20 protein-coding genes are annotated in these 22,200 nt (G+C 59.1%); 13 read left to right on the forward strand and 7 right to left on the reverse strand.

Features of this window, described 5'->3' with window-relative positions; all coding sequences use genetic code 11:
* The first annotated feature begins 57 nt into the window (after positions 1-57).
* Both K5K95_RS22790 and K5K95_RS22795 read left to right on the forward strand, forming a co-directional pair.
* The gene (locus K5K95_RS22790; RefSeq protein ID WP_222586220.1) at positions 58-963 is read left to right on the forward strand and encodes a LysR family transcriptional regulator; all 906 of its coding nucleotides are present in this window, start codon (positions 58-60) and stop codon (positions 961-963) included.
* A 122-nt stretch (positions 964-1,085) separates the two neighbouring features.
* Positions 1,086-1,880, forward strand: a complete 795-nt coding sequence (locus K5K95_RS22795; protein WP_222586221.1) for a class II aldolase/adducin family protein — start codon at positions 1,086-1,088, stop codon at positions 1,878-1,880.
* A gap of 195 nt (positions 1,881-2,075) precedes the next feature.
* Here K5K95_RS22795 and K5K95_RS22800 read toward each other — a convergent pair whose 3' ends face one another.
* Positions 2,076-3,164: an LLM class flavin-dependent oxidoreductase gene (locus K5K95_RS22800; protein ID WP_222586222.1), complete on the reverse strand. Its 1,089-nt coding sequence runs from the start codon at positions 3,162-3,164 to the stop codon at positions 2,076-2,078.
* Positions 3,165-3,548: 384 nt separating this feature from the next.
* Here K5K95_RS22800 and K5K95_RS22805 point away from each other — a divergent pair, with 384 nt between their 5' ends.
* The 6 genes from K5K95_RS22805 to K5K95_RS22830 all read left to right on the forward strand — a co-directional run bounded on the left by K5K95_RS22805 (position 3,549) and on the right by K5K95_RS22830 (position 8,356).
* Positions 3,549-4,433 carry an ABC transporter permease gene (locus K5K95_RS22805; protein ID WP_222586223.1) on the forward strand — a complete coding sequence of 295 codons (885 nt, stop codon included), beginning with the start codon at positions 3,549-3,551 and terminating at the stop codon, positions 4,431-4,433.
* Between the two features lies 1 nt (position 4,434).
* Positions 4,435-5,232: an ABC transporter ATP-binding protein gene (locus K5K95_RS22810; RefSeq protein WP_222586224.1), complete on the forward strand. Its 798-nt coding sequence runs from the start codon at positions 4,435-4,437 to the stop codon at positions 5,230-5,232.
* 37 nt (positions 5,233-5,269) lie between these two features.
* The gene (locus K5K95_RS22815) at positions 5,270-6,295 is read left to right on the forward strand and encodes an ABC transporter substrate-binding protein (RefSeq protein ID WP_222586225.1); all 1,026 of its coding nucleotides are present in this window, start codon (positions 5,270-5,272) and stop codon (positions 6,293-6,295) included.
* Positions 6,296-6,331: 36 nt separating this feature from the next.
* On the forward strand, positions 6,332-7,144 hold the full coding sequence (locus K5K95_RS22820) for an energy transducer TonB (RefSeq protein ID WP_222586226.1): 813 nt from the start codon (positions 6,332-6,334) through the stop codon (positions 7,142-7,144).
* Between the two features lie 86 nt (positions 7,145-7,230).
* Positions 7,231-7,953: a MotA/TolQ/ExbB proton channel family protein gene (locus tag K5K95_RS22825; RefSeq protein ID WP_222586227.1), complete on the forward strand. Its 723-nt coding sequence runs from the start codon at positions 7,231-7,233 to the stop codon at positions 7,951-7,953.
* Between the two features lies 1 nt (position 7,954).
* The gene (locus K5K95_RS22830; RefSeq protein WP_222586228.1) at positions 7,955-8,356 is read left to right on the forward strand and encodes an ExbD/TolR family protein; all 402 of its coding nucleotides are present in this window, start codon (positions 7,955-7,957) and stop codon (positions 8,354-8,356) included.
* 186 nt (positions 8,357-8,542) lie between these two features.
* Here the strand turns inward: K5K95_RS22830 and K5K95_RS22835 are convergent, their stop codons facing one another.
* The 4 genes from K5K95_RS22835 to xylA all read right to left on the reverse strand — a co-directional run bounded on the left by K5K95_RS22835 (position 8,543) and on the right by xylA (position 13,806).
* On the reverse strand, positions 8,543-9,679 hold the full coding sequence (locus K5K95_RS22835; protein WP_222586229.1) for a sugar ABC transporter permease: 1,137 nt from the start codon (positions 9,677-9,679) through the stop codon (positions 8,543-8,545).
* The gene (gene xylG, locus K5K95_RS22840) at positions 9,680-11,236 is read right to left on the reverse strand and encodes a D-xylose ABC transporter ATP-binding protein (RefSeq protein ID WP_222586230.1); all 1,557 of its coding nucleotides are present in this window, start codon (positions 11,234-11,236) and stop codon (positions 9,680-9,682) included.
* Between the two features lie 102 nt (positions 11,237-11,338).
* Positions 11,339-12,340: a D-xylose ABC transporter substrate-binding protein gene (gene xylF, locus K5K95_RS22845; protein WP_222586231.1), complete on the reverse strand. Its 1,002-nt coding sequence runs from the start codon at positions 12,338-12,340 to the stop codon at positions 11,339-11,341.
* A gap of 149 nt (positions 12,341-12,489) precedes the next feature.
* Positions 12,490-13,806, reverse strand: coding sequence for a xylose isomerase (xylA, locus tag K5K95_RS22850; RefSeq protein ID WP_222586232.1), 1,317 nt, complete (start codon positions 13,804-13,806; stop codon positions 12,490-12,492).
* 176 nt (positions 13,807-13,982) lie between these two features.
* On the opposite strand from xylA, the gene K5K95_RS22855 reads away from it, so the two are divergent.
* Positions 13,983-15,158: a XylR family transcriptional regulator gene (locus K5K95_RS22855; protein WP_222586233.1), complete on the forward strand. Its 1,176-nt coding sequence runs from the start codon at positions 13,983-13,985 to the stop codon at positions 15,156-15,158.
* Positions 15,159-15,201: 43 nt separating this feature from the next.
* Here the strand turns inward: K5K95_RS22855 and K5K95_RS22860 are convergent, their stop codons facing one another.
* Positions 15,202-16,797: a winged helix-turn-helix domain-containing tetratricopeptide repeat protein gene (locus K5K95_RS22860; protein ID WP_222586234.1), complete on the reverse strand. Its 1,596-nt coding sequence runs from the start codon at positions 16,795-16,797 to the stop codon at positions 15,202-15,204.
* 259 nt (positions 16,798-17,056) lie between these two features.
* On the opposite strand from K5K95_RS22860, the gene K5K95_RS22865 reads away from it, so the two are divergent.
* From K5K95_RS22865 to K5K95_RS22880, 4 genes are all read left to right on the forward strand, one after another.
* Positions 17,057-17,818 (forward strand): SDR family oxidoreductase, encoded by a 762-nt coding sequence (locus K5K95_RS22865; RefSeq protein ID WP_222586235.1) that lies wholly within the window; start codon positions 17,057-17,059, stop codon positions 17,816-17,818.
* An 82-nt stretch (positions 17,819-17,900) separates the two neighbouring features.
* Positions 17,901-18,314 (forward strand): cupin domain-containing protein, encoded by a 414-nt coding sequence (locus tag K5K95_RS22870; RefSeq protein WP_222586236.1) that lies wholly within the window; start codon positions 17,901-17,903, stop codon positions 18,312-18,314.
* Positions 18,315-18,429: 115 nt separating this feature from the next.
* On the forward strand, positions 18,430-19,056 hold the full coding sequence (locus tag K5K95_RS22875; protein WP_222586237.1) for a TetR/AcrR family transcriptional regulator: 627 nt from the start codon (positions 18,430-18,432) through the stop codon (positions 19,054-19,056).
* Between the two features lie 202 nt (positions 19,057-19,258).
* Positions 19,259-20,530 (forward strand): OmpP1/FadL family transporter, encoded by a 1,272-nt coding sequence (locus K5K95_RS22880; RefSeq protein WP_222586238.1) that lies wholly within the window; start codon positions 19,259-19,261, stop codon positions 20,528-20,530.
* A 106-nt stretch (positions 20,531-20,636) separates the two neighbouring features.
* Here K5K95_RS22880 and K5K95_RS22885 read toward each other — a convergent pair whose 3' ends face one another.
* Positions 20,637-22,097 (reverse strand): efflux transporter outer membrane subunit, encoded by a 1,461-nt coding sequence (locus K5K95_RS22885; protein ID WP_222586239.1) that lies wholly within the window; start codon positions 22,095-22,097, stop codon positions 20,637-20,639.
* Positions 22,098-22,200: the final 103 nt, after the last annotated feature.

The raw sequence follows: 22,200 nt of genomic DNA on the forward strand, positions 1-22,200 counted from the left end.
AACAATGGAACTATGCTTTTCAGACATCTTATTGACTGTTCTCTATGTGCGGGCCAAATGAAAATTGATGATATCGACGCCTTTGTCGAAGTGATTCGTTGCCAGTCCATCAGCCATGCCGCCGAGTCGCTGCAATTGACTCAGCCGGCTATCACGCGGCGCGTGCAGAACTTTGAGCAAGCGCTGGGCGTTGAGTTGTTCGACCGCAATACCAAGCCGCTCAAACCCACGCTGATCGGTACACGGGTGTATGAACAATGCCGGGTGATCCTGCGGGAAATGGATGCGTTGCGCGAACTGGTTGCCACCGATGCACCGCCTACCGGGTTGTTGCGCCTGGGAGTTCCGCAAACCATCGGTGATGTGGTGTTGCTCGATGCACTCAAGCATTTGCGCATCGAATACCCCGACTTACGCGCTCAAGTGGCCACGGGCTGGGGGAGTCAGTTGGTCGGCAAGATCGAGCGCGGTGAGCTGGATGCGGCGGCGGCATTGTTTCCGGCCGGGAAGATTTTTCCGGACAACATCATCGGTGAGTCGATCGGCAAGATGCAGCTGGTAGTGGTGTGCGCCAAGGCGCAATTGCCCAAGCGTCCGTGCAAGCTGGCGGACGTTTACCAGAATGGCTGGATTCTCAATCCCGATGGCTGCGGCTTCCGCGCCGGGCTGCAACGCACCTTGTCGGACCAGGGCCTGGCTCTGCGGGTCAACCTGGAAACCTTTGGCACCGAGTTGCAGCTGGGCCTGGTCGCCGACGGCCTGGGACTGGGCCTGGTGCCGCTTCCGTTGTTGGAACGCAGCGTGCATTTCGATCAGTTGGCCGTCATGCCGCTCAAGGATTTCAAACCGGTGATGGACCTGTGGCTGATCTACCCGCATTTTCTCGGCAACCTGCAAGGGCCAGTTGACGCCTTTGGCAAACTGGTCGCTGGATCGCTGCAGAAGATCAAGAATGCGGCGTGAGGGGAGGGTGGTCACATAATAAAAAAAAATAATAATTAGCTTAGATTAAAATGTGCTTTTTATTATTTTTTGCCTTCCCCTAGGCTTGCTGGAGTCCTTAAGGCCATCCAGGAAGTTTTGCCATGAGCAGCGTCAGCCCGTTATCCAGCGTTTCGAAAAATGTTCGCCAGCGCGTCAGTCCCGAAGAATGGGAAGTGCGTGTAAAACTGGCTGCGGCCTATCGGCTGGCAGCCCTGTTCAAGTGGACCGACCACATCTACACGCACTTTTCCGCTCGGGTGCCAGGGCCCGAAGAGCATTTCCTGATCAACGCCTTCGGCCTGTTGTTCGACGAAATCACCGCCTCCAACCTGGTCAAGGTTGACATCGATGGCACCCTCATCGATGACCCGACCGGCCTTGGCATCAACCCCGCCGGTTACGTGATCCACAGCGCGATTCACGCTGCGCGACCCGACCTGCAAGCAGTGCTGCATACCCATACGCGCGACGGGATCGCGGTGTCCGCCCAGCGTGACGGTTTGCTGCCGATTTCCCAGCATGCCATCGGTTTTTCCGGGCGGGTGGCATATCACGGTTACGAAGGGGTGGCGCTGGACCTGGACGAGCGTGAGCGGCTGGTGGCGGATCTGGGCGACAAGAGCGTGTTGATCCTGCGCAACCACGGACTGCTCACGGCCGGCATCAGCGTTGAACATGCATTCCAGCAACTGCACGGTTTGGAGCGGGCCTGCAATATTCAGATTGCTGCCCAGGCCGCCGGCAACGCCGAACTGATCTTCCCGCCGGCCGAAGTGGTGGCCAAGGTCGAGAAGCAGGCGGAGGTGTTCAAGAGCGGTGATGGACCGGGAGTTGCCCGGCACTGGAATGCGCTGATTCGTCAGCTTGAGCGCAGTGATACCGAATACAAGAGCTGATTCTTTGTGGTGTACGCATGCGTTGCGTACACCACATACCTGCAGGCGCACAGTTCCTTTGAATCTGCGCCTGGAAAACAATCGGGCTTGCTCGCGAAAGCGCAGTATCAGTCAACATCCCCGTTGAATGTACTGCCGCCATCGCGAGCAAGCCCGCTTCCACATGAGTTTCTCAGGGTCTTCAGGTCAAGCTCTTCAGGCTACCTTTTCCGCCGCCTGCCGTTCACGCTCCGCCACCAGTTTGCGGGTCAGGGGGATGAGGCGTTTGCCGTAGTCGATGGCATCGTCGAGTGGGTCGAAGCCGCGGATCAGGAACGTGGTGATACCCAGGTCGTAGTAATCCAGCAAAGCTTCGGCCACTTGTTCCGGGGTGCCGACCAGTGAGGTCGAGTTACCTCGCGCACCCAGCAAACCGGCGATACCCGTCCACAGGCGCTTGTCCAGACGCGAGCCCTGGGCGGCAGCGGCAAGCAGGCGGCGGGAGCCTTCGTTCGGTGGTTCGCGGCGGACAAAACCATTCTGCTCGGCCAATGCGGTGGCCTGTTGCAGGATGCGCTCGGCACGTTCCCATGCCTGGGCTTCTGTATCCGCCAGGATGGGCCGCAGCGACAAGCTGAAGCGAATGCTGCGGCCATGTTTGGCCGCCTCGGCACGCACCTGCTTCACCACCTCGCGGACCTGTTCGTAGGTTTCGCCCCATAACGCATACACGTCCGCATGCTTGCCCGCGACTTCAATGGCCGCTGTCGATGATCCGCCGAAGTACAGCGGGATGTGTGGCTGTTGCGGTGATTTCACCGCCGAGTGCGCGCCCTCGACCTGGTAATACTTGCCTTCATAGTCGAAGGGTTTTTCGCGGGTCCATTCCTGACGCAGCACATCGAGGTATTCGTCGGTGCGCGCGTAGCGCTCGTCCTTGCCGATGTAGCTGCCATCAGCCCGCAGCTCGCGATCATCACCGCCGGTAATGATGTGCACGGCGGTGCGTCCGCCATTGAACACGTCGAGGGTGGTGAACTGTCGTGCAGCCAGGGTTGGCGCGGCAAAACCCGGCCGATGGGCAATCAGGAACTTGAGATTGCGGGTCACGCTGGCAGCGTGCGAGGCAATCAGGGTGCTGTCCGGGCTGTTGGAGTGGAAGGCTACCAAGGCCCGGTCAAACCCGGCTTCGTCATGGGCGCGCGCGACTTTTTCCACATACTCGGGCTGCAACACAGGACCACTGCGAGGGTGGATTTCCGAAGAATGGTGACCGCCGATGTAGCCGATGAATTCAATACTCATGGGGAGTTCCTTGTCGTTGAATAGGCGTGATTCAAGCCTCCACCTGGCATTGGGGTCGGTCTGTGGGATCAAAAGTAGACGCAGCAGTGCGTGGCTGTGAAATGCCGATTGGTTCTAAGTTAATTATTAAAAAAAAGAATTATGTTTATTTGTAGATATCAGATAACTGCATTTTATGCCAAGGCATTCATGCAGGCCGCGGCAGGGCAGGGCTGGCCCGGTTTATTATGCAAACAATTCATCAGGTGGATTCGATATCTTATTTTTAATCATATTAGGTTATGCCTAAAAAGAATTTCACTGAGGTTTTTTATACGAATAGCATGAAAACCAAAGCTGACCCATGGCACCTCTGGCCATGTTCTTTATGAGGAAGGAAGCCTGATGACTGAAAAGACCCTCGATCCACAGAGCCCCGGTAGCTCGTTTTCCGTCAATAAGGCTGCCCGCCACACCGGCGAACTTCAGCGCGCGTCAAGGCTGCTCCCGCAGTGGTTGCGCAACTGGCGCACACCGGATGTATTGCTGCGATTGCTCAGCCCGATCGCGTTGTTGTTGCTGTGGGAACTGGCGTCTCAAGCGGGGCTGATCCCACAACGAGTCATTGCCGCGCCCTCGCAGATTGGCGGGACGTTGTGGGCGATGATCGCCTCCGGTGAGTTGGGCAAACATCTGCTGGTGTCGCTGCAACGGGCGCTGGTGGGCTTGAGCATCGGTGTCAGTATCGGTGTGGTCGCGGCCCTGATCAGCGGATTGTCCAAACGCGGCGAGGTCATCCTCGATTCGCCGCTACAAATGCTGCGCACCATTCCCTCGCTGGCGCTGGTACCGCTGTTCATTCTCTGGTTCGGTATTGGCGAGTTCACCAAGATCGCGCTGATCGTCACCGGCACAACCTTCCCGGTGTACCTGAACCTCTTCGCCGGCATTCGCAACATCGACCCCAAGCTGATCGAGGCCGCCAACACCCTGGGCCTGAACCGTCGCGAGCTGATCTGGCACGTGATCCTGCCGGGCTCCTTGCCCTCGTTTTTTGTCGGCCTGCGCTACTCCCTGGGGATTTCCTGGCTGGCGCTGGTGTTCGTCGAGCAGATCAACACCACCGCCGGCATCGGCTTTCTGGCCAGCGATGCGCGGGACTTCATGCGCACCGACGTCATTGTGATTTGCCTGCTTATTTACAGCGTCCTCGGCCTGTTGATCGATGGACTGATCCGCACGCTGGAGCGTTTTGCCCTGGCCTGGCGCCCAACTTTTGTGAGGAACTGATATGTCGAGCATCGATCTTTTGGACGCGCCGAAATCTGCTCAGCCGGCGCCGGTACAACTGCGCAACGTAGTGCGCCAGTTCGGTGAGCAACGGGTCATTGATGGCCTGGACCTGGACATCGCGCCGGGCGAGTTCGTCGCCTTGCTGGGGGCCAGCGGTTCGGGCAAGACCACCTTGCTGCGCAGCCTGGCGGGTCTCGACAGTATCGACAGCGGTCAGTTGCTGGTACCCAAAGCGCGGGCCGCGGTGTTTCAGGAACCTCGCTTGATGCCCTGGAAGCGCGCCTGGAAAAACGTGATTCTCGGGCTGCGCATCCCGGACGCCAAAGCGCGTGCGGTGCAGGCCCTGACCGAAGTGGGGCTGGCCCATCGGCTCGACGCCTACCCGGCCACGCTTTCCGGCGGCGAAGCGCAACGGGTGGCACTGGCCCGTGGCCTGGTGCGCGAGCCAAAGCTGTTGTTGCTGGACGAACCGTTCGCCGCACTCGATGCGTTGACCCGGATTCGCATGCACCGGCTGATCATCGAGTTGTGGCGCAAACACACGCCCGCCGTATTGCTGGTCACCCATGATGTCGATGAAGCAATCCTGCTGGCCGATCGGGTCATCGTGCTGGCCAATGGCAAGATCGCCGAACAGGTTTATATCGATCTGCCGCGGGCCCGAGACACTGGGCAGGCAGGTTTTCAAGCCATCCGGGCACGCCTGCTGAATTTGCTGGGCGTTGAAGTGGAACACGCGGCCGTCGCCGAGCGACACGCGACCAACAACACTGTCCGGCGTTTCGCCCATGGCTGATCGCGTTTTCACACTGTTGCTACAGGGATGTTCCGCCATGTCGATCCACGTTTGGAAATCTACCGTCTTGTTACTGTCGGGTGCCGCGCTGCTGCTCAGCGGGTGCGGTGAAACGCTCGACAGTAAATCGACCTCAGCTGCCCACTCGGACTTGTCCGGGGTGACGCTGATACTGGGCGATCAAGCCAAAGGCTTGCGCACCGTGGTCGAGGCGTCGAATGCGCTGGAGGGTATCGACTACAAGGTCGAATGGGCCAACTTCCAGGGGGCTGCACCGTTGTTCGAAGCCTTGCGCGCCGGTGCTGTCGACCTGGCGCCAGCCGGGGACACGCCGGTACTGGCTGCGGCAACCGGCGGCGCGCCGTTGCGTATCGTCGCCGTGCGGCGCAGTCAATCGCGGGGGATCGCGATCCTGGTGCCAGCCGATTCGTCCATTCATGACGTGGCAGATCTGAAGGGGCGCAACGTTGTGGTGTCTTCGGCCCGGGGCAGCATTTCCCAGTATCTGCTGATACGGGCACTGGCCAATGCCGGGGTCGCCGAACAGGACGTCAATGTCGGCTTCGTGCTGCCCACCGATGCCTTGTCCGCGTTCAACGCCGGGAAGATCGAAGCCTGGGCCACGTTCGGTATCTATCAGGCGTTTGCGGAGCAGCAGGGCGCCCGCGTGCTGATCACTGGCGAGGGCATCAACACCGGGCTGACCTTCATTACCGCCTCGGATCAAGTCCTGGGAGACCCGCAGAAACGCAAGGCGCTCAGTGACGTGTTGCAGCGTTTCGCCAAGGCGTTCGAATGGGCCCAGAAGAACCAGGACGAGTACGCGCGGGTCTTCGCCAAGGTCAACGACATCCCTTTGGACGTCTCGCAACGTCTGCGCAGCTGGGGTGATGAATCGCTCTTGCCGGTGGAGCCACGGGATGTCCAGGCCTTGCAAAAAGTCGATGACCTGTTCGTGAAAAAGAAGATCTTTCCCCATCGTGTCGACGTGGAAAAACTCACGGACACGGCGGTGTTTTCTGCGGCGCCATTGACGGTGACGCAATCGCAGCCGGCGCGCTAGTCCGGGTTCTATCAGAAGATTTACAGGAGTCTATCAATGGGCAATGTCCAGAGCGCCACCAGTGTCTTAGAGGTGTTCCGACGGCCGCTACCCGGTGGCGAGCTGCTCGACCTTGGCCGGGTCTTTCGCGAGCCGCTGGCACTGTCGCGTTTGCACAGCACGCCCAGGCGGGTGTTGAGCCGCCGCGAAGTGGTGTTGCTGGGGGTGTTTGCGCTGGTGCTGCATGGCGCGGTGATCGTCTGGGTAAATCAGGCGCCGCCCGCGCAATTGCCGGTGGTGCCGCCGCAGATTCCGCCGATGACCATCGAGTTCTCGCAGCCTGCGCCACCAGTGGTGCAACCCCCTCCACCCGAGCCGACTCCGCCACCAGTGGTCGAGCCGCCACCGCCGGTGGAGGACGAGTTGGCGGTGAAGCCACCACCGCCTAAACCGATTCCCAAGCCAAAGCCTGTGGTCAAGCCAGTGCCGAAACCCGTGGCCAAACCGGTCGAGCAGCCACCGGCCCCGCCGACGCCGCCACAACCGGTCGCCGCCCCGGCGCCACCTGCACCGCGGGCACCAAAACCGGTGACGCCGGCGTCCGCCAGCGCCGCTTACTTGAAGAACCCGGCGCCGGAATACCCGTCGCTGGCCATGCGTCGCGGTTGGGAAGGCACGGTGTTGTTGCGGGTGCATGTATTGGCCAGCGGCAAGCCGGGTGAGATCCAGATCCAGAAAAGCAGCGGCCGCGATCAACTCGACGACGCAGCCCTGGCGGCGGTCAAGCGCTGGAGTTTCGTGCCGGCCAAGCAGGGCGATGTTGCCCAGGACGGCTGGGTCAGCGTGCCAATCGATTTCAAAATCAAGTAACTCAACCCTATCACTACAGACTGCGGGCTACCTCACACAAGGCGCATCGCTACAACCGATCCAATGCCTTGCCGGAGAGCCTGACCATGAACCTGATCGCATCCCCCTTCGATTCCATCGAACACGCCGTCATCTGGCTGTTGATCCTCTTTTCCGTCGCCACCTGGAGCCTCGCGTTACTCAAGGGCGTGCAGTTCACCCGGTTGAGGAGCCAGGACCGCAAATTTCATAAACACTTCTGGGCCGCTTCCAGCCTCGATTCGGCCGCCGAACTGGCCCACAACCAACCCGGCGCCGCCGCTCGGGTGGCACTGGCCGGTTATGCAGCGATCCAGGTCAGCGATAACCAGAACTCCGATCTCAGTCAGTCGATCAACCATCAGGACCGTCTTGAACGTGCCTTGCGTCAGCAGATCGTACGTGAGCGGCGTTCGCTGGAAAGCGGCCTGGCGATCCTCGCCAGTATCGGCAGCACCTCGCCCTTTATCGGTTTGTTCGGGACGGTCTGGGGGATCATGTCGGCGTTGAAAGGCATCAGCGCGGCGGGCTCGGCGAGCCTCGAAACCGTGGCAGGTCCCATCGGTGCGGCGCTGGTCGCCACCGGCGTGGGCATCGCCGTCGCGGTGCCCGCGGTGCTGGTCTACAACTATTTCCTGCGCCGTCTGAAACTGACCGCTGCCGATCTTGATGACTTTGCTCACGACTTCTACAGCCTGGCGCAAAAGCATTCGTTCCGCGTGCTGCTGCACCCGGTACTCAGCAAATCCGGCGCGACGGTCGCGGGGCAGAAAGTGAAGGAGGCCTCCTGACATGGCCTTCTCAACACAAGACAGCGATGAAGTGCTTAGCGAGATTAACGTCACGCCGTTGGTAGACGTGATGTTGGTGCTGCTGGTGGTCTTCATCGTCACCGCACCGCTGCTGACCAATGCGATTCCCATCAACCTGCCGAAAACCGAAGCGGTGGCGCCGGTAGAACAGAAAGATCCCCTGGTGGTGAGCATCGACGACAAGGGCAAAGTGTTCATCAACAAGGACGAAATCCAGCCGGATCTGCTTGAGTTCAACCTGCAAGCCGCCAAAGCGAAAAGCCCTGACCTGCGCGTGCAATTGCAAGCCGACAATGGCGTGAATTACGGCGAAGTGGCTCGGGCCATGGCCTCGATCGAGCGGGCCGGAATTACCAAGTTGTCGGTCATTACGGCGAAGTGAGTGAAGAGGATTCGTTTTGCTGGAGTGTGGGCTGGCAAATATTCCCAGACGCCAGATATGACAAAGCCCTGAAGGATCAGGGCTTCGTCGTATCTGGCCGAAAGCTTCCGGACACTTACTATCGATGGCAATGTTACGACCGTTACCACCACAAGCGCGGTCGTGAATAACCTCATCCGTAGCCGATCAGCGTCGTCCAGTCCGGGTGCTCACATCCACCCACACGGCCAACACCAGAATGCTGCCTTTGACGATCATCTGCCAGTAACTGTCGACGTCGAGCATCGACATACCGTTATCCAGGCTGGTGATGACCAGCGCGCCGAGGAGGGCTCCGTAGACAGTGCCGGAGCCGCCACGCATGGAGGTGCCGCCGATGAAGCAGGCAGCGATGGCGTCGAGTTCTCCCATGCTGCCGGCCGAGGGCGAACCGGCGGCCAGGCGTGCGGTGTTGACCACTCCGGCAAGGGCGCACATGACGCCCATGATCCCGAAAATCCACAGCTTCACGGCCTGCACATTGATACCGGACAGGCGCGTGGCTTCCATGTTGCTGCCTACGGAATAGACGCGTCGACCGAAGACGGTCTGGCTGGTCACGTAGCTGAACCCGCCCAGCAAAATCAGCAGAAGCAGGACCGGCACGGGAATACCGTCGTAGCTGTTAAGGGTCAGGACAAAGCCGGCCAACACCGCGCCGATCAACAGCACGCGCAATACGTCACGCACCAGCGACTGTGCCGCCAGGCCGTGAAGGGCGCGATTGCGCCGTTGTTTCCAGGTCAGGAACAACGTCAGTGCGAACAGCAGAACGCCCAGACCCGTGCCGAGCGTGTGTGGCAAATAGCCCTGGCCAATGTAGACAAGCTCCGGCGACACCGGGGCGATGGTTGTGCCGCCGGTAATCCCCAGCAAAATGCCCCGGAAAGCCAGCATGCCCCCCAGCCCCACAATGAACGAAGGAATGCGCAGGTAGGCGGCCATGTAGCCGTTGGCGAGGCCAATCAGCAGTCCGCACAAGGCGACCAGGCTCAGGTTCGCCAGCAGCGGTATGTGGTAGATCACGTCGAGAATGGCTGCGACGCCACCGAGCAAGCCCAGTAATGAGCCGACCGACAAATCGATCTCGCCGCTGATGATGACCAGCACCATGCCGCAGGCGAGAATCCCGGTAATGGACATCTGGCGCAGCAGATTGGAGAGGTTGCGCGGTGTCAGGAATCCACCCTCGGTCTGCCAACTGAAGAACAACCAGATAAACGCTACGGCAAACACCAGCGCGAGCATCTTGTAGCGGGTGAAGAGTTGTTTGACCTGATTCATTTACGCGGATTTCCGATCATTATTATTGTGGCGATCAGGCTGGCTGAGTGCGGCGGCGAGCACCTGTTCCTGAGTGAGTTGCTGGTTGATGAAGTCACCACGCAACTGGCCTTCGCCAATCACCAGTACGCGGTCGGAAACGCCGAGCACTTCGGCCAGCTCCGAAGACACCATGATGATCGACACGCCTTCGGCCGCCAGCGCCCCCATCAACTTGTAGATCTCGTACTTGGCGCCGACATCCACACCGCGGGTGGGCTCATCGAGAATCAGGACCCGGGGTTTGGTCAGCAGCATCTTCGCCAATACTGCTTTTTGTTGATTGCCGCCAGACAGACTGGTGATCGGCAGGAACGGGCTCGCGGTCTTGAGGTGCAGGCGCGAAATTTCTCGATCGATGCAGCCCAGTTCGGCTTCGGCATTGATGTGGGTCAGTTTCGAATAACTGTCCAGCACAGCCAGGGTGATGTTCTGGCCGACTCCCAGGTCTGGAATGATGCCCTGGCGTTTGCGGTCCTCGGGCACCAGGCACAGTCCGGCACGGATTGACTTGAGCGGCGTGCGGGTGTCGATGAGTTGGCCGTCGAGCCAGACTTCGCCTTCATGGCGACCGGGGTAGGCGCCGAACAGCGCTGTCACCAGTTCAGTGCGGCCGGCACCGACCAACCCGGCGATGCCGAGGATTTCCCCGCGTTTGAGCACGAATGAAATATCATCGACCCGTTTGCGTTTGGGGCTATCGACGTCGTAGCAGGTGATGTGGCGGGCCTCGAAAATCACTTCGCCAATGTCGTGTGGCTCGGTGGGGTAGAGGTTGCTCATCTCCCGTCCGACCATCTGAGTGATGATCTGTGGAATGTCCATGTCCGCCATGGCGGTCGTGGCGATGTGTTTGCCGTCACGGATCACCGAAATGGTGTCGCACACGGCGGCGACTTCATCGAGCTTGTGGGAGATGTAAACGCAGGCAACACCTTTGGCTTTAAGGTCGCGAATGATGTCCAGCAACACCTCGATTTCCGAACGGGTCAGGGCCGATGAAGGTTCATCGAGGATCAGCAGGCGTGCTTGCTTGTTCAGCGCCTTGGCGATTTCCACCAGTTGCTGATAGCCGCCGCCGTACTGCGAAACCGGCAGCGATACATTCATGTCCGGCACTTTCAGTTCACGCATCAGGGCTTCGGCACGGTGGATCATCGCCGGGTAATTCATGCGTCCACCGGGCAGCGTCAGTTCATGGCCCATGAATATGTTTTCGGCCACGGACAGGTCGGGAACCAGCGTCAGTTCCTGGTGAATAATGACGATACCGGCGGCTTCCGTTTCGCTGATCGATTGCGCCTTGAGTGGTTGACCGTCCCAGAGGATTTCGCCGTCCCAGGTGCCATGGGGGTACACCGCGGAAAGGATCTTCATCAGCGTGGACTTGCCGGCGCCATTCTCGCCGCACAGCCCGACGCACTCGCCCGACCTGACTTTGATGTCGATGCCATTGAGCGCTTTGACACCGCCGAAGGTTTTGACGATACCGTTCATTTGCAGCAGATAGTCGGACATGTTCAGGACTCACAAGCGGCAGGTACGAGGCTTCTACTGCAGGAGCGAGGGGACGCTCCTATCGCTCCTGCAGAGGGCCGTTGAGACGTTACGCTGGGCTGATCACTGTCCGGCGATCTGCGCTTTGGTATAGAACCCGTCCTGTTCCAGCAGGTCGATGTTGTCCTTGGTCAACGGAGTCGGAGTGAGCAGGATGGTGTCGACTTTTTTGCTGCCGTTGTCGTACTGCGAGCTGTAGGCGGGTTTCTCGTTGCGCGCCAGTTGCACCGAGAGCTTGGCGGCTTCGGAGGCGATGAGTTTCAGCGGTTTGTACACGGTCATGGTTTGAGTGCCAGCGATCACTCGCTTGACCGCTGCGAGGTCCGCGTCCTGCCCCGAAATCGGCACCTTGCCGGCCAGTTGCTGAGCGGCCAGTGCCTGGATGGCGCCGCCTGCCGTGGCGTCGTTGGAGGCGACGATGCCGTCGATTTTGTTGGCGTTGCGGGTCAAGGCGTTTTCAACAATGCTCAGTGCTTCGGTAGGGTTCCATTCCTTCACCCACTGTTGACCGACGATCTTGATATCACCCTTGTCGATGGCCGGTTGCAGCACTTTCATCTGACCTTCGCGCAGGACTTTTGCGTTGTTGTCGGTGGGCGCACCGCCGAGCAGAAAGTAATTGCCCTTGGGCGCTGCTTTCAGCACGCCGCTGGCCTGCATCTCGCCGACTTTTTCGTTATCGAAGGAAATGTAGGCGTCGATATCGGCATTGAGAATCAGACGATCATAGGACACGACCTTGATTCCGGCCTTCTTCGCCTCTGCCACGGCGTTGGTCAGTACTGTAGCGTTGAACGGCACGATGACGATCACATCGACGCCACGGGAAATGAGGTTTTCGATTTGCGAAATCTGCTTTTGCTCATTGGCATCGGCCGACTGTACGAAGACCTTGGCGTCCATTTTTTCCGCCGCCGCAACGAAGTAATCGCGGTCACGTGACCAGCGCTCCAGCCGCAGATCATCAATGGAGAAACCGATTTTCGGGTGGGCAGCATCGGCCATCACCGGCAGTGACAGCAGAGCCAGGGCGCCAGCCAATAGCGCGCGTTGTACTTTCTTCATGGTGGTGCGTCCTTTTATTGTTGTTTGAAAGACACTGCCTGACGATGAGTATCGGGCTGGTAGAACTCTAGAGAATCGGCAGACGCTGCGGACACAGATTTGTCGTGCGAATGTCACAGCGTTATTGCGCCTGCGGACTTCGTTGGCGATCAGCGATAGATAAACCGGTTGACGACGTTTTCGAGCATCTCCTGCCTGCCGCTGACAGCCTGTGGATTGAGTTCGTTGGCGAATGCGTGTTCGGCCAATGACTGGAGGTTGAACTCACCCGTCAGCACCGCCTGCCCAAACGGCTGCTGCCAGCCGGCGTAGCGTTGATCCTTGAACTGCTGAAGCTGATCGTTCTGCACCATGGCGGCTGCCCGCTCCAGGGACAGGGCGAGGACGTCCATTGCGCCAACGTGGCCATGGAACAGATCCATCTCATTGAGGCTCTGGCGGCGAACCTTGGAGTCGAAGTTGAATCCGCCATTCTTGAACCCACCGGCCTTGAGAATTTCATAGGTGGCCAGGGTCATTTCTTCGACGCTGTTGGGGAACTGATCGGTGTCCCAGCCGTTTTGCGGATCACCGCGATTGGCGTCGATGCTGCCGAAAATCCCCAGCGAGACGGCTGTTGCGATCTCGTGATGAAAGCTATGCCCGGCCAGGGTTGCGTGGTTGGCCTCGATGTTGACCTTGATCTCCTTTTCCAGGCCGAACTGCTGGAGAAAGCCAAATACGGTGGCGCTGTCGTAATCGTATTGGTGCTTGGTCGGTTCCTGCGGTTTGGGCTCGATCAGCAGGTCGCCTTTGAAACCGATCTTGTGCTTATGCTCGACCACCATGCGCATGAAGCGGCCCAGTTGTTCGCGCTCCTGTTTCAAGTCGGTGTTGAGCAGGGTTTCGTAGCCTTCGCGACCGCCCCACAACACGTAGTTGGACCCTTTCAGGCGTTGAGTCGCGTTCATGGCGCTGAACACTTGTGCGGCGGCGTAGGCGAATACTTCGGGGTCTGGATTGCTGGCGGCGCCTGCGGCAAAGCGTGGATTGCTGAAGCAGTTGGCGGTGCCCCACAACAGCTTGATCCCGCTTTCTTCCTGGTGCCGCTCTAGGTGATCAATCATTTGCGCGAAGTGGTTGCGGTACTCCTTCAGCGAATTGCCTTCCGGGGCGACGTCCGTGTCGTGGAAGCAGTAATAGTCGATACCCAACTTGGAGAAGAACTCGAACGCGGCTTGCGCCTTGCCGATGGCCAGTTCCATCGGGTCGCCAGTGCGTTGCCACGGGCGCTTGAAAGTACCTGCACCGAACACATCAGAACCCGGCCAGACGAAGGTGTGCCAATAACAGGCAGCCATGCGCAGGTGTTCGCGCATGGGTTTGCCGAGGATGATTTTGTCGGCGTCATAGTGGCGGAAGGCGAGGGGGGAATCGCTGGCAGGACCTTCATAGCGAATGTGGTCGACATCGGGGAAGTACAGCATTGGCAATGTCCTTTTTGTTTTTGGCGGTGTCTGGATACTAACAACGGCTCCGTGCCTGCTGATTATGAAAATCACCAACACAGGGTGCGATTTTGCGTATTGAGATTTGTCGTCCGCGCGCCTAGTCTGCGTAAATCGCCTCCGTGACAAGGGGCTTCGGAACAAGCCTGAAAACAATGAAAACAGTACCGCCTGTTCATCGCATCGCACTGTTGTTCAACGGGAGCAAGATCTATGACCGCGGCATCATCAGCGGCATCGGCAACTACCTGAGCAGCACCCGCGCGTCCTGGGACCTGTTCCTGGAAGAGGATTTTCTCTGTCGGTTAAAAGGGATCGAGCGCTGGCAAGGTGATGGGATCATTGCCGATTTCGACGACCCACTGATTGGCGAGGCGTTGGCCGACATCAAGTTGCCGGTGGTGGCGGTGGGGGGTTCTTATCAGGATGAGGGGGCCTATCCGAAAGGGATTCCGTATGTCGCTACCGATAATAACGCGCTGATCACGCTGGCTTACGAGCACTTGATCGAGGCGGGGCTGCAACGTTTTGCCTGCTTTAGCCTGCCCGAAGCGCAGGCTAATCGTTGGGCTCAGGAACGTGAAAAATCCTTTCGACGACTGATGCAACGTGACGGCTTGCATGCCGAGGTCTATCGCGGCATGGGCACCAGCGCACCGCTGTGGGATAGCGCTGTGGAACAACTGATTGCCTGGCTGCAAAAACTGCCCAAACCCATTGGCATCATCGCCGTCAGCGACGCCCGCGCCCGGCAGTTGCTGCAAGCCTGCCTGACCGCCGGAATTGCCGTGCCGGAGCAGGTGGCGTTGATTGGCATCGACAACGACCCCCTGACACGCAGCCTGACCCGAGTCCCCTTGAGCTCGGTCATCCAGGGCACCGAAACCATGGGCCGCACCGCCGCTCAACTGCTGCACCAGATGCTGCACGGCATGCCGTCAACGGGCACACACATTCTGATCCCTCCTGATGCGATCAACGTGCAGGTGTCGAGTTTGCACCAACCTTTGGGCAACCCCTACGTCATGCAAGCGCTGCTGTTTATCCGCCAATATGCCTGCCAAGGCATCAAGACGGCGCAGGTGGCGGCTTATGTCGGCATTTCGCGCTCATCGCTGGAGTCGCACTTTCGCACTGTGCGAGGCTGCAGCGTGCACGACGAGATTTTGCGTTTCAAACTGGCGGCCGCCACCAGCGGGCTGGAAAATACCGATTCAGCCATCGCGGACGTTGCCCGCGTTTGCGGCTTCAAATCCGCACAATATCTACACACAGTATTCCGTCGCGAGTTTGGATGTACGCCCCGTGAATATCAGCAGGGCGTCCGGTAGCCACGCGGATTGCGATTGCACCCAGCGGCGCGCCATCCCACGTTTATTCGGGTAACCCGGCCAACCGCAGTCCTTCGGCGAAGCGCATGAAATCCTCGGGCCTTTGGATGGGCAGCCAGTCTTTCAGGTTGGAGAGGCACAACGAGGGATCCAGCTCACGTAGACGCTGCATCGCCAACGAGGCTTTATCCATCCGTCCGCTGAGGGCATGACTGGCCGCCAGCAAGGCCACCGGGGCCAGGAAACTGGGCAGGTTGCCCAACGCTTTTTCCGCCCATTGCGTGGTGGAATCGAAACGCCCGGCGAAGAAATGCGCGAACGCCATGCCGACCTGCATCCTGAACATTTCCGGGTCCAGCGGACTCAAGCGAACGGCGTGGGTCAGATGCTCGATGGCGGCGTCCGTTTCACCGCGCAGCGCGCGCAGGATGCCGCCCAGGAACCACGCAGGGGCGAGGTTGGGATTGAGCAGGCGCGCCCTGTCGAGCAAGGCAATGCCGCCGTCAACCTCGCCGGCGAGGTGACTCAATGCATGTCCGCCTCGCGTCAACGCGACCGCATCATCCCGGCCAAGTGACACCGCCAGGCGCGCAAGCCGTACGCCCTCGGCGATCTCTAGCGTTCTATCAGCCATCCAACCGTTGAGCTTGCGCCAAAAGTAACACCAGGCTGCCATGCCATAGGCCGATGCAAATTCCGGATCGAGCTCGATGGACTTGTAGAACAACGGCAGCGCCTGGTCGAGGGCTTCCCGGGTGCCGTTGTGCAGTTTTGCCATCGCGCGCAGATAGTAGTCGTAGGCGTCCAGGCTTTCCGTCGGTTTGCGTTTGGCGCGTTCGATTTCTGCCCGTTCGAGTTGCGGCGCAATGGCGCCGACGACGCTTTGGGTGATTTGATCCTGCAGCTCAAAGATGTCGTTGAGCGCGCCTTCGAAACGCTCCGCCCAGATATGCGTCCCGCTCGTTGCGTCGATCAACTGCCCGGTGATGCGTACCTTGTTCCCGCACTTGCGCACGCTGCCTTCCAGCACGTAGCGAACGCCCAGCTCCTGGCTGATGCCCTTGGCGTCCACCGTCCGACCCTTGTAGGTGAAACTCGAATTGCGCGCGATGACGAACAGCCAGCGGATACGCGACAGGGCCGCGATGATGTCTTCCACGATGCCGTCAGCGAAATACTCCTGCTCCGGATCGCCGCTCAAATTCTGGAAGGGCAAGACGGTAATCGAGGGTTTGTCCGGGAGGACTAGCGAAGAGGGCATCTCATTCGGGTCGGTGGACGCGCGTTCGTCGATGTCAGGCCGGCCAGGCTGTTGCGTTTCGCCGATCTCGTCGACTTTGATCTGGCCGACGAAGCGGTAGCCCTTGCGGGCGACGGTGCGCACCAGGCGCTGTTCCTCGCCGGTATCGCCGATGGCCTTGCGCACCGCATTAATGTGGCTGGTGATCGTCGATTCCGAGACGATCCGGCCGTTCCACACTGCCTTGAGCAGGTCGTCTTTGCTGATGACGCGATCGGGGTTGTTGACGAACAACAGCAATAGATCGAACACCTGCGGCCCGACGGCCACGACTTGCCCGCGCAAGGTGAGTTCCCGGCGCTTGTCGTCGAGCACGTAGTCTTCAAACACGAATGGCAAAGTGAGGTTCCCCTGACGACGCGCCCTCAACTCCGAGTCCCGGGCGGCTGGCGATTAGTATTTGAAATTGATGATACGGCAGCGCTAATCACGCTGCACCGTCCGCAGCAGTGATGAGGTCGGGCTGCAGCCTCTTTGGACGTAAAACCAAGCGTTCGTGGAGGGAAACCCACAGCAGGCCCAAGGACTTCGTTCATGCGCGCAGGCAATCTTGCTCTACACCGACGCAATGGTTGCAGTCGACACGTGGAGAAAGCCCATGAAGATCGTCGTTATCGGAGGCTCCGGCCTCATTGGATCGAAACTTGTGAAGAACCTCCGCGAGCGCGGCCATGACGTGCTCGCTGCCAGCCCCAGTACGGGGGTAAACAGCATCACCCGCGAGGGCTTGGCCCAGGCGATGGATGGTGCCGACATCGTCGTCGACGTGGCGAACGCGCCGTCGTGGGAGGATCAGGCCGTCCTCGAGTTTTTCGAAACGTCGAGCCGCAACCTGCTGGCCGCCGAAGCCGCCGCCGGGGTTCGCCATCACGTTGCCCTGTCGATTGTCGGGAGCGAACGGCTTCCAGAAAACGGCTATTTCCGGGCCAAGGTCGCGCAGGAAAATCTGATCAAGGCATCCGGCATTCCTTACTCCATCTTGCGTGCCACGCAATTCTTCGAATTTGTCGGCGGCATTGCCCAATCGTTCACAGTCGGCGATGAGCTGTGCGTTTCGCCAGCGCTGATCCAGCCGTTGGCGTCCGACGATGTGGTGGCGGCGCTCACCGACATCGTGCTGGCAGCGCCGCTCAATGGCACGGTCGAAGTCGCGGGGCCCGAGGCCATGCCGCTCGACGAGCTGGTCAGGCGCTTTCTGCGGGCCACTCAGGATACCCGCCAGGTCGTACCGGACGTACACGCGCGTTACTACGGCGCCGTGCTTGACGATCAATCGCTGACACCCAGCAAGAACCCGCGCCTGGGCGCAATCCGTTTCGAAGACTGGCTCAGCCAGTCAATGGCCGAAGCGGGCCGCTGAGGCTTCCAGGAGCAACTCAGGAAGGCGCCACCGCGGTCATGGGGCGCGCCGTCATAACACCTACCCACGAAGGAGTATCGCCATGATTACCCGACTTCTCTTGGCCGCTGCTTTCGCAGCATTGTCGATCAGCGCAGCGTCGGCCGCCGAGCCGCCCCCCGGCAAAGTGACCGTCGTGTTTGACCGTCCCATTCCCAACATCCCTGGCAAGAGCATGAAGGGTGTGGTCGTCGAATATGGGCCGGGCGCCGCGTCGCCGTCCCACACCCACCCCAAAACGGCCTTCATCTACGCAACGGTCCTGGAGGGCGCGTTTCGCATCAAAGTCAAAGGCCAGCCGGAAAAGATCTACCACGTCGGCGAAAACTTCGTAGAGGAGCCGGGTTCCGTGCACGAAGTCAGCGCCAACGCCAGCGACACCGAGCCTGCACGCCTGTTGGCCGTGTTCGTTCTCGACACCGGCGAAAAGACGCTCGTTACACCTATTAAAAAGTGAGCGCGATCTACGCGCTCAATGAAGTGGTCTGAAGAACTTAATGCGGCTGAGTTGTGACTATATTCATACAGAGTCACGAGTTGTCAGTTTTCGATAGGGTGGGTAAGCTGCTCTCATGAATCAGCCTTCAATATCCTTATCCTCGCCGAGCACTCGTGGCCCTGCCGAGCACGACATTCGAGACCAGATTGTCGCGGCTGCCAACGAGCACTTCAGTCAGTATGGCTACGGTAAAACCACGGTTTCCGACCTGGCCAAGGCCATCGGTTTTTCCAAAGCGTACATCTATAAGTTTTTTGATTCCAAACAGGCGATTGGCGAAGCCATCTGCTCAAACTGTTTGGGGCAAATCGTTGCAGCCGTTGAACAGGCTGTTAACGCAGAAGCTATTTCACCGACCGAGCGTTTTCGCAGACTGGTAAAAACCGTGATTGCTACGGGGGTGGACCTGTTCTTCAATGAACGCAAGCTCTACGACATCGCAGCTTTTGCCGCTGGGGAGCACTGGCCCAGTGCCCAGGTTTATGAAGCACAGATCAAGCGCTTTATCGTTGACATTGTGCGTGAAGGGCGAGAGGTCGGAGAGTTCGAGCGCAAAACCCCGCTGGACGAGACCGTCGAAGCGATCCATCTGGCGCTGCGACCTTTCGTCAACCCTTTGCTGCTGCAACACAATCTGGATTTGATTGAGGAAGCTCCCATGCTTACCTCCAACCTCATCTTGCGTAGCCTCATGCCTTGACTCTTCGCTGATCCAAAACAGCCAGGTCATTTGAGTCAACGCGACATCCCCCTCATCAGTTTTTTGTCTCCGGTGCACGAGCGCCGGGGAGGGCATTGAATTTTTGCTGTTTGTGACCATTGACTGATATGGTCACTTGGATAGTATGGGCCTCCGTAGTTCTCGATGTTCTATTTTCAGTGACGCCCATAGAGTCCAAACAATGAAAAAAATATTGCTCAAGAGCCCCATTGGCCTGGCGGTCGTTATTGCGTCCTCCAATGTGATTGCCGGTGGTTTCGCACTCAACGAACAAAGCATCAGCGGGATGGGATCCGGTTTTGCCGGTCGCTCCTCTTCTGCGGAAGATGCCAGCACCGTTTTCGGCAACCCGGCTGGCATGGCGCGACTTAAAAGAGAGCAGGTCAGTGTGGGGGCGGCGACGCTGTTCGCGAAGTCCGACATTAGCCAGACTCGCAGTACGTTTGGGGGAAAGGAAGACGGTGACATGGTGCCCACAACCACCGTGCCGATGGGATATTACGTCAAGCCTGTCGATGACCATTGGGCATTCGGCGTCGGGTTTTATGTGCCTTTTGGCCTGATCACCGACTATGGCAGTGATTTTGCCGGACGCTATTACGCCAACAAGAGCAAGGTCACGACACTGACCTTTCAGCCCACAGTCAGTTACGCCTTCAATGAAAAGGTTTCGATCGGCTTCGGTCCGACCATCAACCGTATCGGCGGTGAGATATCGGGGATGGTGCCCAACCCGCTAAGCCCTGGCCGCAATGACGGGAAGCTCAAAAGCACTGGCGACGACACGGCACTTGGTTTCAATGTGGGTGTTCTGGTGCAAGCGACAGACCAGACCCGCTTGGGGCTGACCTATCACTCCAAGGTCAGTTACCACCTGGATGCCGAAACCAAGGTCACCGATGGCATCTTTAGCGTGCTTGGCGTCAGTGGTCGTAGCTACGACGCATCGCTGGACGTGGACACCCCTGAGTCGGTGGACTTTTCGGTAACCCATCAGCTCAATAACGACTGGACGCTCTATGTTGGCAGTACCTGGACGCGTTGGAGCCGCTTCAAAGAGCTGACGATTGAGAACAGTGGCTTGCCGCCGTTACTGAGCGGCCAATTGGGGACGATTACCGAAGAGCAGAACTGGCATGACACGTGGGCACACGCTATCGGTACGGCGTATCAACTGAATAAACAATGGGTACTTCGTGCGGGCTTTTCAGTTGATCAGTCGCCCACCAACAATACCAACCGGGGACCCCGAATTCCTACAGGCGACCGAAAGGTCATCAGCTTCGGTGCCGGCTGGACCCCAGTGGAAAATGTCACGTTCGACCTCGCTTATTCCTATCTTTGGGAGGAGAGCGTACAGGTCAACGACACCTCGGCAACCAGAGGCGCGTACAGTGCCAAATTCAAGAACAGTGCCAGCGGGCTTGGTACTTCAGTGAGCTACCGTTTCTAGTTGAGCGTTGATACACCGAAAATGTCGGGTCGGGAGTGCGTGTTGCCTCCCGACTTTCAAGGACATGGTGCAGGTTGAAGCTTTGACAGGGGTAACCTGGCAAGCTTCATCGCGTCGCAACAGGCTGGGCTTCAGGAGGTTGCCATCCGCCACCAAGCGCCTTGAATGCCGCGACCGCCGCCCGTGCCGATTCCGTGCGCGCCTGCGCTCGGGAATCGGAAGCCTGCAGCAACGTTTCGTCGGCGTGCAGAACATCAATCAGACTGGCCGTGCCTTTTTCGTAGGCTATGAACGACGATTGGCGGGCCTGTTTCAGAGACGCCTCGCCTGCCGTCAGGGTGGTTGCCTGAGCGTCGCGATTCACCAGTGCGGAGAAGGCATTCTCAACATCCTCAGTGGCGCGCAATACCGACTGACGGTAAGCGGCCAGGGCTTCGGCTTCTTGTCCCTTGGCTTGATCGATTTGAGCGTTAATGCGGCCAAAGTCGAAAAGTCTCCAGCGCAGCCCCAGTACGCCCGCCGACTGATTGGCGCCGCCAGTGAAAAGGTTGCCGCCGGATACAGCCGTGGCGCTACCCAGCAATGCGCTAAGGGAGAATTTCGGGTAGTACTCGGCAATCGCCGCCCCGATGCGTGCATTGGAGGCTGCAAGGCGTCGCTCAGCCACGATGATATCCGGCCTGCGGCGCAGCAGATCGGCCGGCGTTCCCGTAGCCTTTATTTGCGGCGCAAGCGGAATGCTTGCGGCATTTGCCAGTTGCGTGCGATGAGTGCCTGGCGGTGTTCCGAGCATGACATCCAGTGCATTCATGGCCGCATCCAGGCCGGTCTGCAGGACTGGCACGGTCGCCTGGACTTGCGATAGCGCTCCCTCGGTCTGCTGAACCTGATAGTTGGCAGCGAGGCCCTTGCCGTAGAGCAAGCGGACTTTTTCCAGAAGTCCCTGCTGCGTTTCGACTTGTCGGTTCGCAATGTCCAGCCGGGCTTGCAATCCGCGGAGGGTGATGTAGATATCGGCGGTCTGTGCGGCGATAGCCAGTCGTGTGGCAGCGGCGCCCGCCTCGGAAGCCTGGTACTCGGCGAGTGCGGCTTCGCGTTCGCGTCGCAGGCCGCCAAAGACATCAACCTCCCAGCCAGCACCGAGGTTAACCTCGTAGGAGTTACCGTACCGATCATAGCCAGGCGTTGAGTTCAACACCTGGCCGAGTGGGGTTTCGATTGATTGGTAGGAGCGCGCGACCTGGCCACTGATGTTCCCCGAGGGCAGCAAGGCGGCATTTGCGGCACCCAGTCCTGCCCGTGCCTGTGTGACTCGCGCTGACGCCTGCGCCAGATCCAGGTTCTGTTCAAGCGCCTTGGAGACGAAGTCGTTGAGCACGGGATCACCAAAACCTTCCCACCAGGTCGCAGGGCTGGCCGGCGCCGTTACAGGCCTCTGCTCGACAGCAGACTGCCCCAGGTAACGATCCGAAAGAGGAGCGGCCGGACGTTGATAGTCCGGACCGACCGCGCAGCCCGCCATCAAGCTGGCGCTCACCAAAAGAATAACGGGACGAAGGGGAGGCATTGAGGTTCCTTCAATCGGGGATGATAGGTGACCATATTACGGTATGGTCACGGTCTGTCAATCAATGCCATCTGTTCATATTTTCACAGTTTGCTCAGTGAAT

It is taken from the genome of Pseudomonas sp. DR48 (assembly GCF_019823085.1).
In the GTDB taxonomy this organism is placed as follows: domain Bacteria; phylum Pseudomonadota; class Gammaproteobacteria; order Pseudomonadales; family Pseudomonadaceae; genus Aquipseudomonas.

What these genes read in the sequence shown, in the direction of transcription:
- K5K95_RS22810 (WP_222586224.1), top strand. Translation starts at nt 4,435, where the DNA reads ATGTCGAGCATCGATCTTTTGGACGCGCCGAAATCTGCTCAGCCGGCG.
- xylF (WP_222586231.1), bottom strand. Translation starts at nt 12,340, where the DNA reads ATGAAGAAAGTACAACGCGCGCTATTGGCTGGCGCCCTGGCTCTGCTG.
- K5K95_RS22790 (WP_222586220.1), top strand. Translation starts at nt 58, where the DNA reads ATGAAAATTGATGATATCGACGCCTTTGTCGAAGTGATTCGTTGCCAG.
- K5K95_RS22805 (WP_222586223.1), top strand. Translation starts at nt 3,549, where the DNA reads ATGACTGAAAAGACCCTCGATCCACAGAGCCCCGGTAGCTCGTTTTCC.
- K5K95_RS22865 (WP_222586235.1), top strand. Translation starts at nt 17,057, where the DNA reads ATGAAGATCGTCGTTATCGGAGGCTCCGGCCTCATTGGATCGAAACTT.
- xylG (WP_222586230.1), bottom strand. Translation starts at nt 11,236, where the DNA reads ATGTCCGACTATCTGCTGCAAATGAACGGTATCGTCAAAACCTTCGGC.
- K5K95_RS22800 (WP_222586222.1), bottom strand. Translation starts at nt 3,164, where the DNA reads ATGAGTATTGAATTCATCGGCTACATCGGCGGTCACCATTCTTCGGAA.
- K5K95_RS22820 (WP_222586226.1), top strand. Translation starts at nt 6,332, where the DNA reads ATGGGCAATGTCCAGAGCGCCACCAGTGTCTTAGAGGTGTTCCGACGG.
- xylA (WP_222586232.1), bottom strand. Translation starts at nt 13,806, where the DNA reads ATGCTGTACTTCCCCGATGTCGACCACATTCGCTATGAAGGTCCTGCC.
- K5K95_RS22870 (WP_222586236.1), top strand. Translation starts at nt 17,901, where the DNA reads ATGATTACCCGACTTCTCTTGGCCGCTGCTTTCGCAGCATTGTCGATC.
- K5K95_RS22875 (WP_222586237.1), top strand. Translation starts at nt 18,430, where the DNA reads ATGAATCAGCCTTCAATATCCTTATCCTCGCCGAGCACTCGTGGCCCT.
- K5K95_RS22835 (WP_222586229.1), bottom strand. Translation starts at nt 9,679, where the DNA reads ATGAATCAGGTCAAACAACTCTTCACCCGCTACAAGATGCTCGCGCTG.
- K5K95_RS22830 (WP_222586228.1), top strand. Translation starts at nt 7,955, where the DNA reads ATGGCCTTCTCAACACAAGACAGCGATGAAGTGCTTAGCGAGATTAAC.
- K5K95_RS22815 (WP_222586225.1), top strand. Translation starts at nt 5,270, where the DNA reads ATGTCGATCCACGTTTGGAAATCTACCGTCTTGTTACTGTCGGGTGCC.
- K5K95_RS22855 (WP_222586233.1), top strand. Translation starts at nt 13,983, where the DNA reads ATGAAAACAGTACCGCCTGTTCATCGCATCGCACTGTTGTTCAACGGG.
- K5K95_RS22885 (WP_222586239.1), bottom strand. Translation starts at nt 22,097, where the DNA reads ATGCCTCCCCTTCGTCCCGTTATTCTTTTGGTGAGCGCCAGCTTGATG.
- K5K95_RS22795 (WP_222586221.1), top strand. Translation starts at nt 1,086, where the DNA reads ATGAGCAGCGTCAGCCCGTTATCCAGCGTTTCGAAAAATGTTCGCCAG.
- K5K95_RS22880 (WP_222586238.1), top strand. Translation starts at nt 19,259, where the DNA reads ATGAAAAAAATATTGCTCAAGAGCCCCATTGGCCTGGCGGTCGTTATT.
- K5K95_RS22825 (WP_222586227.1), top strand. Translation starts at nt 7,231, where the DNA reads ATGAACCTGATCGCATCCCCCTTCGATTCCATCGAACACGCCGTCATC.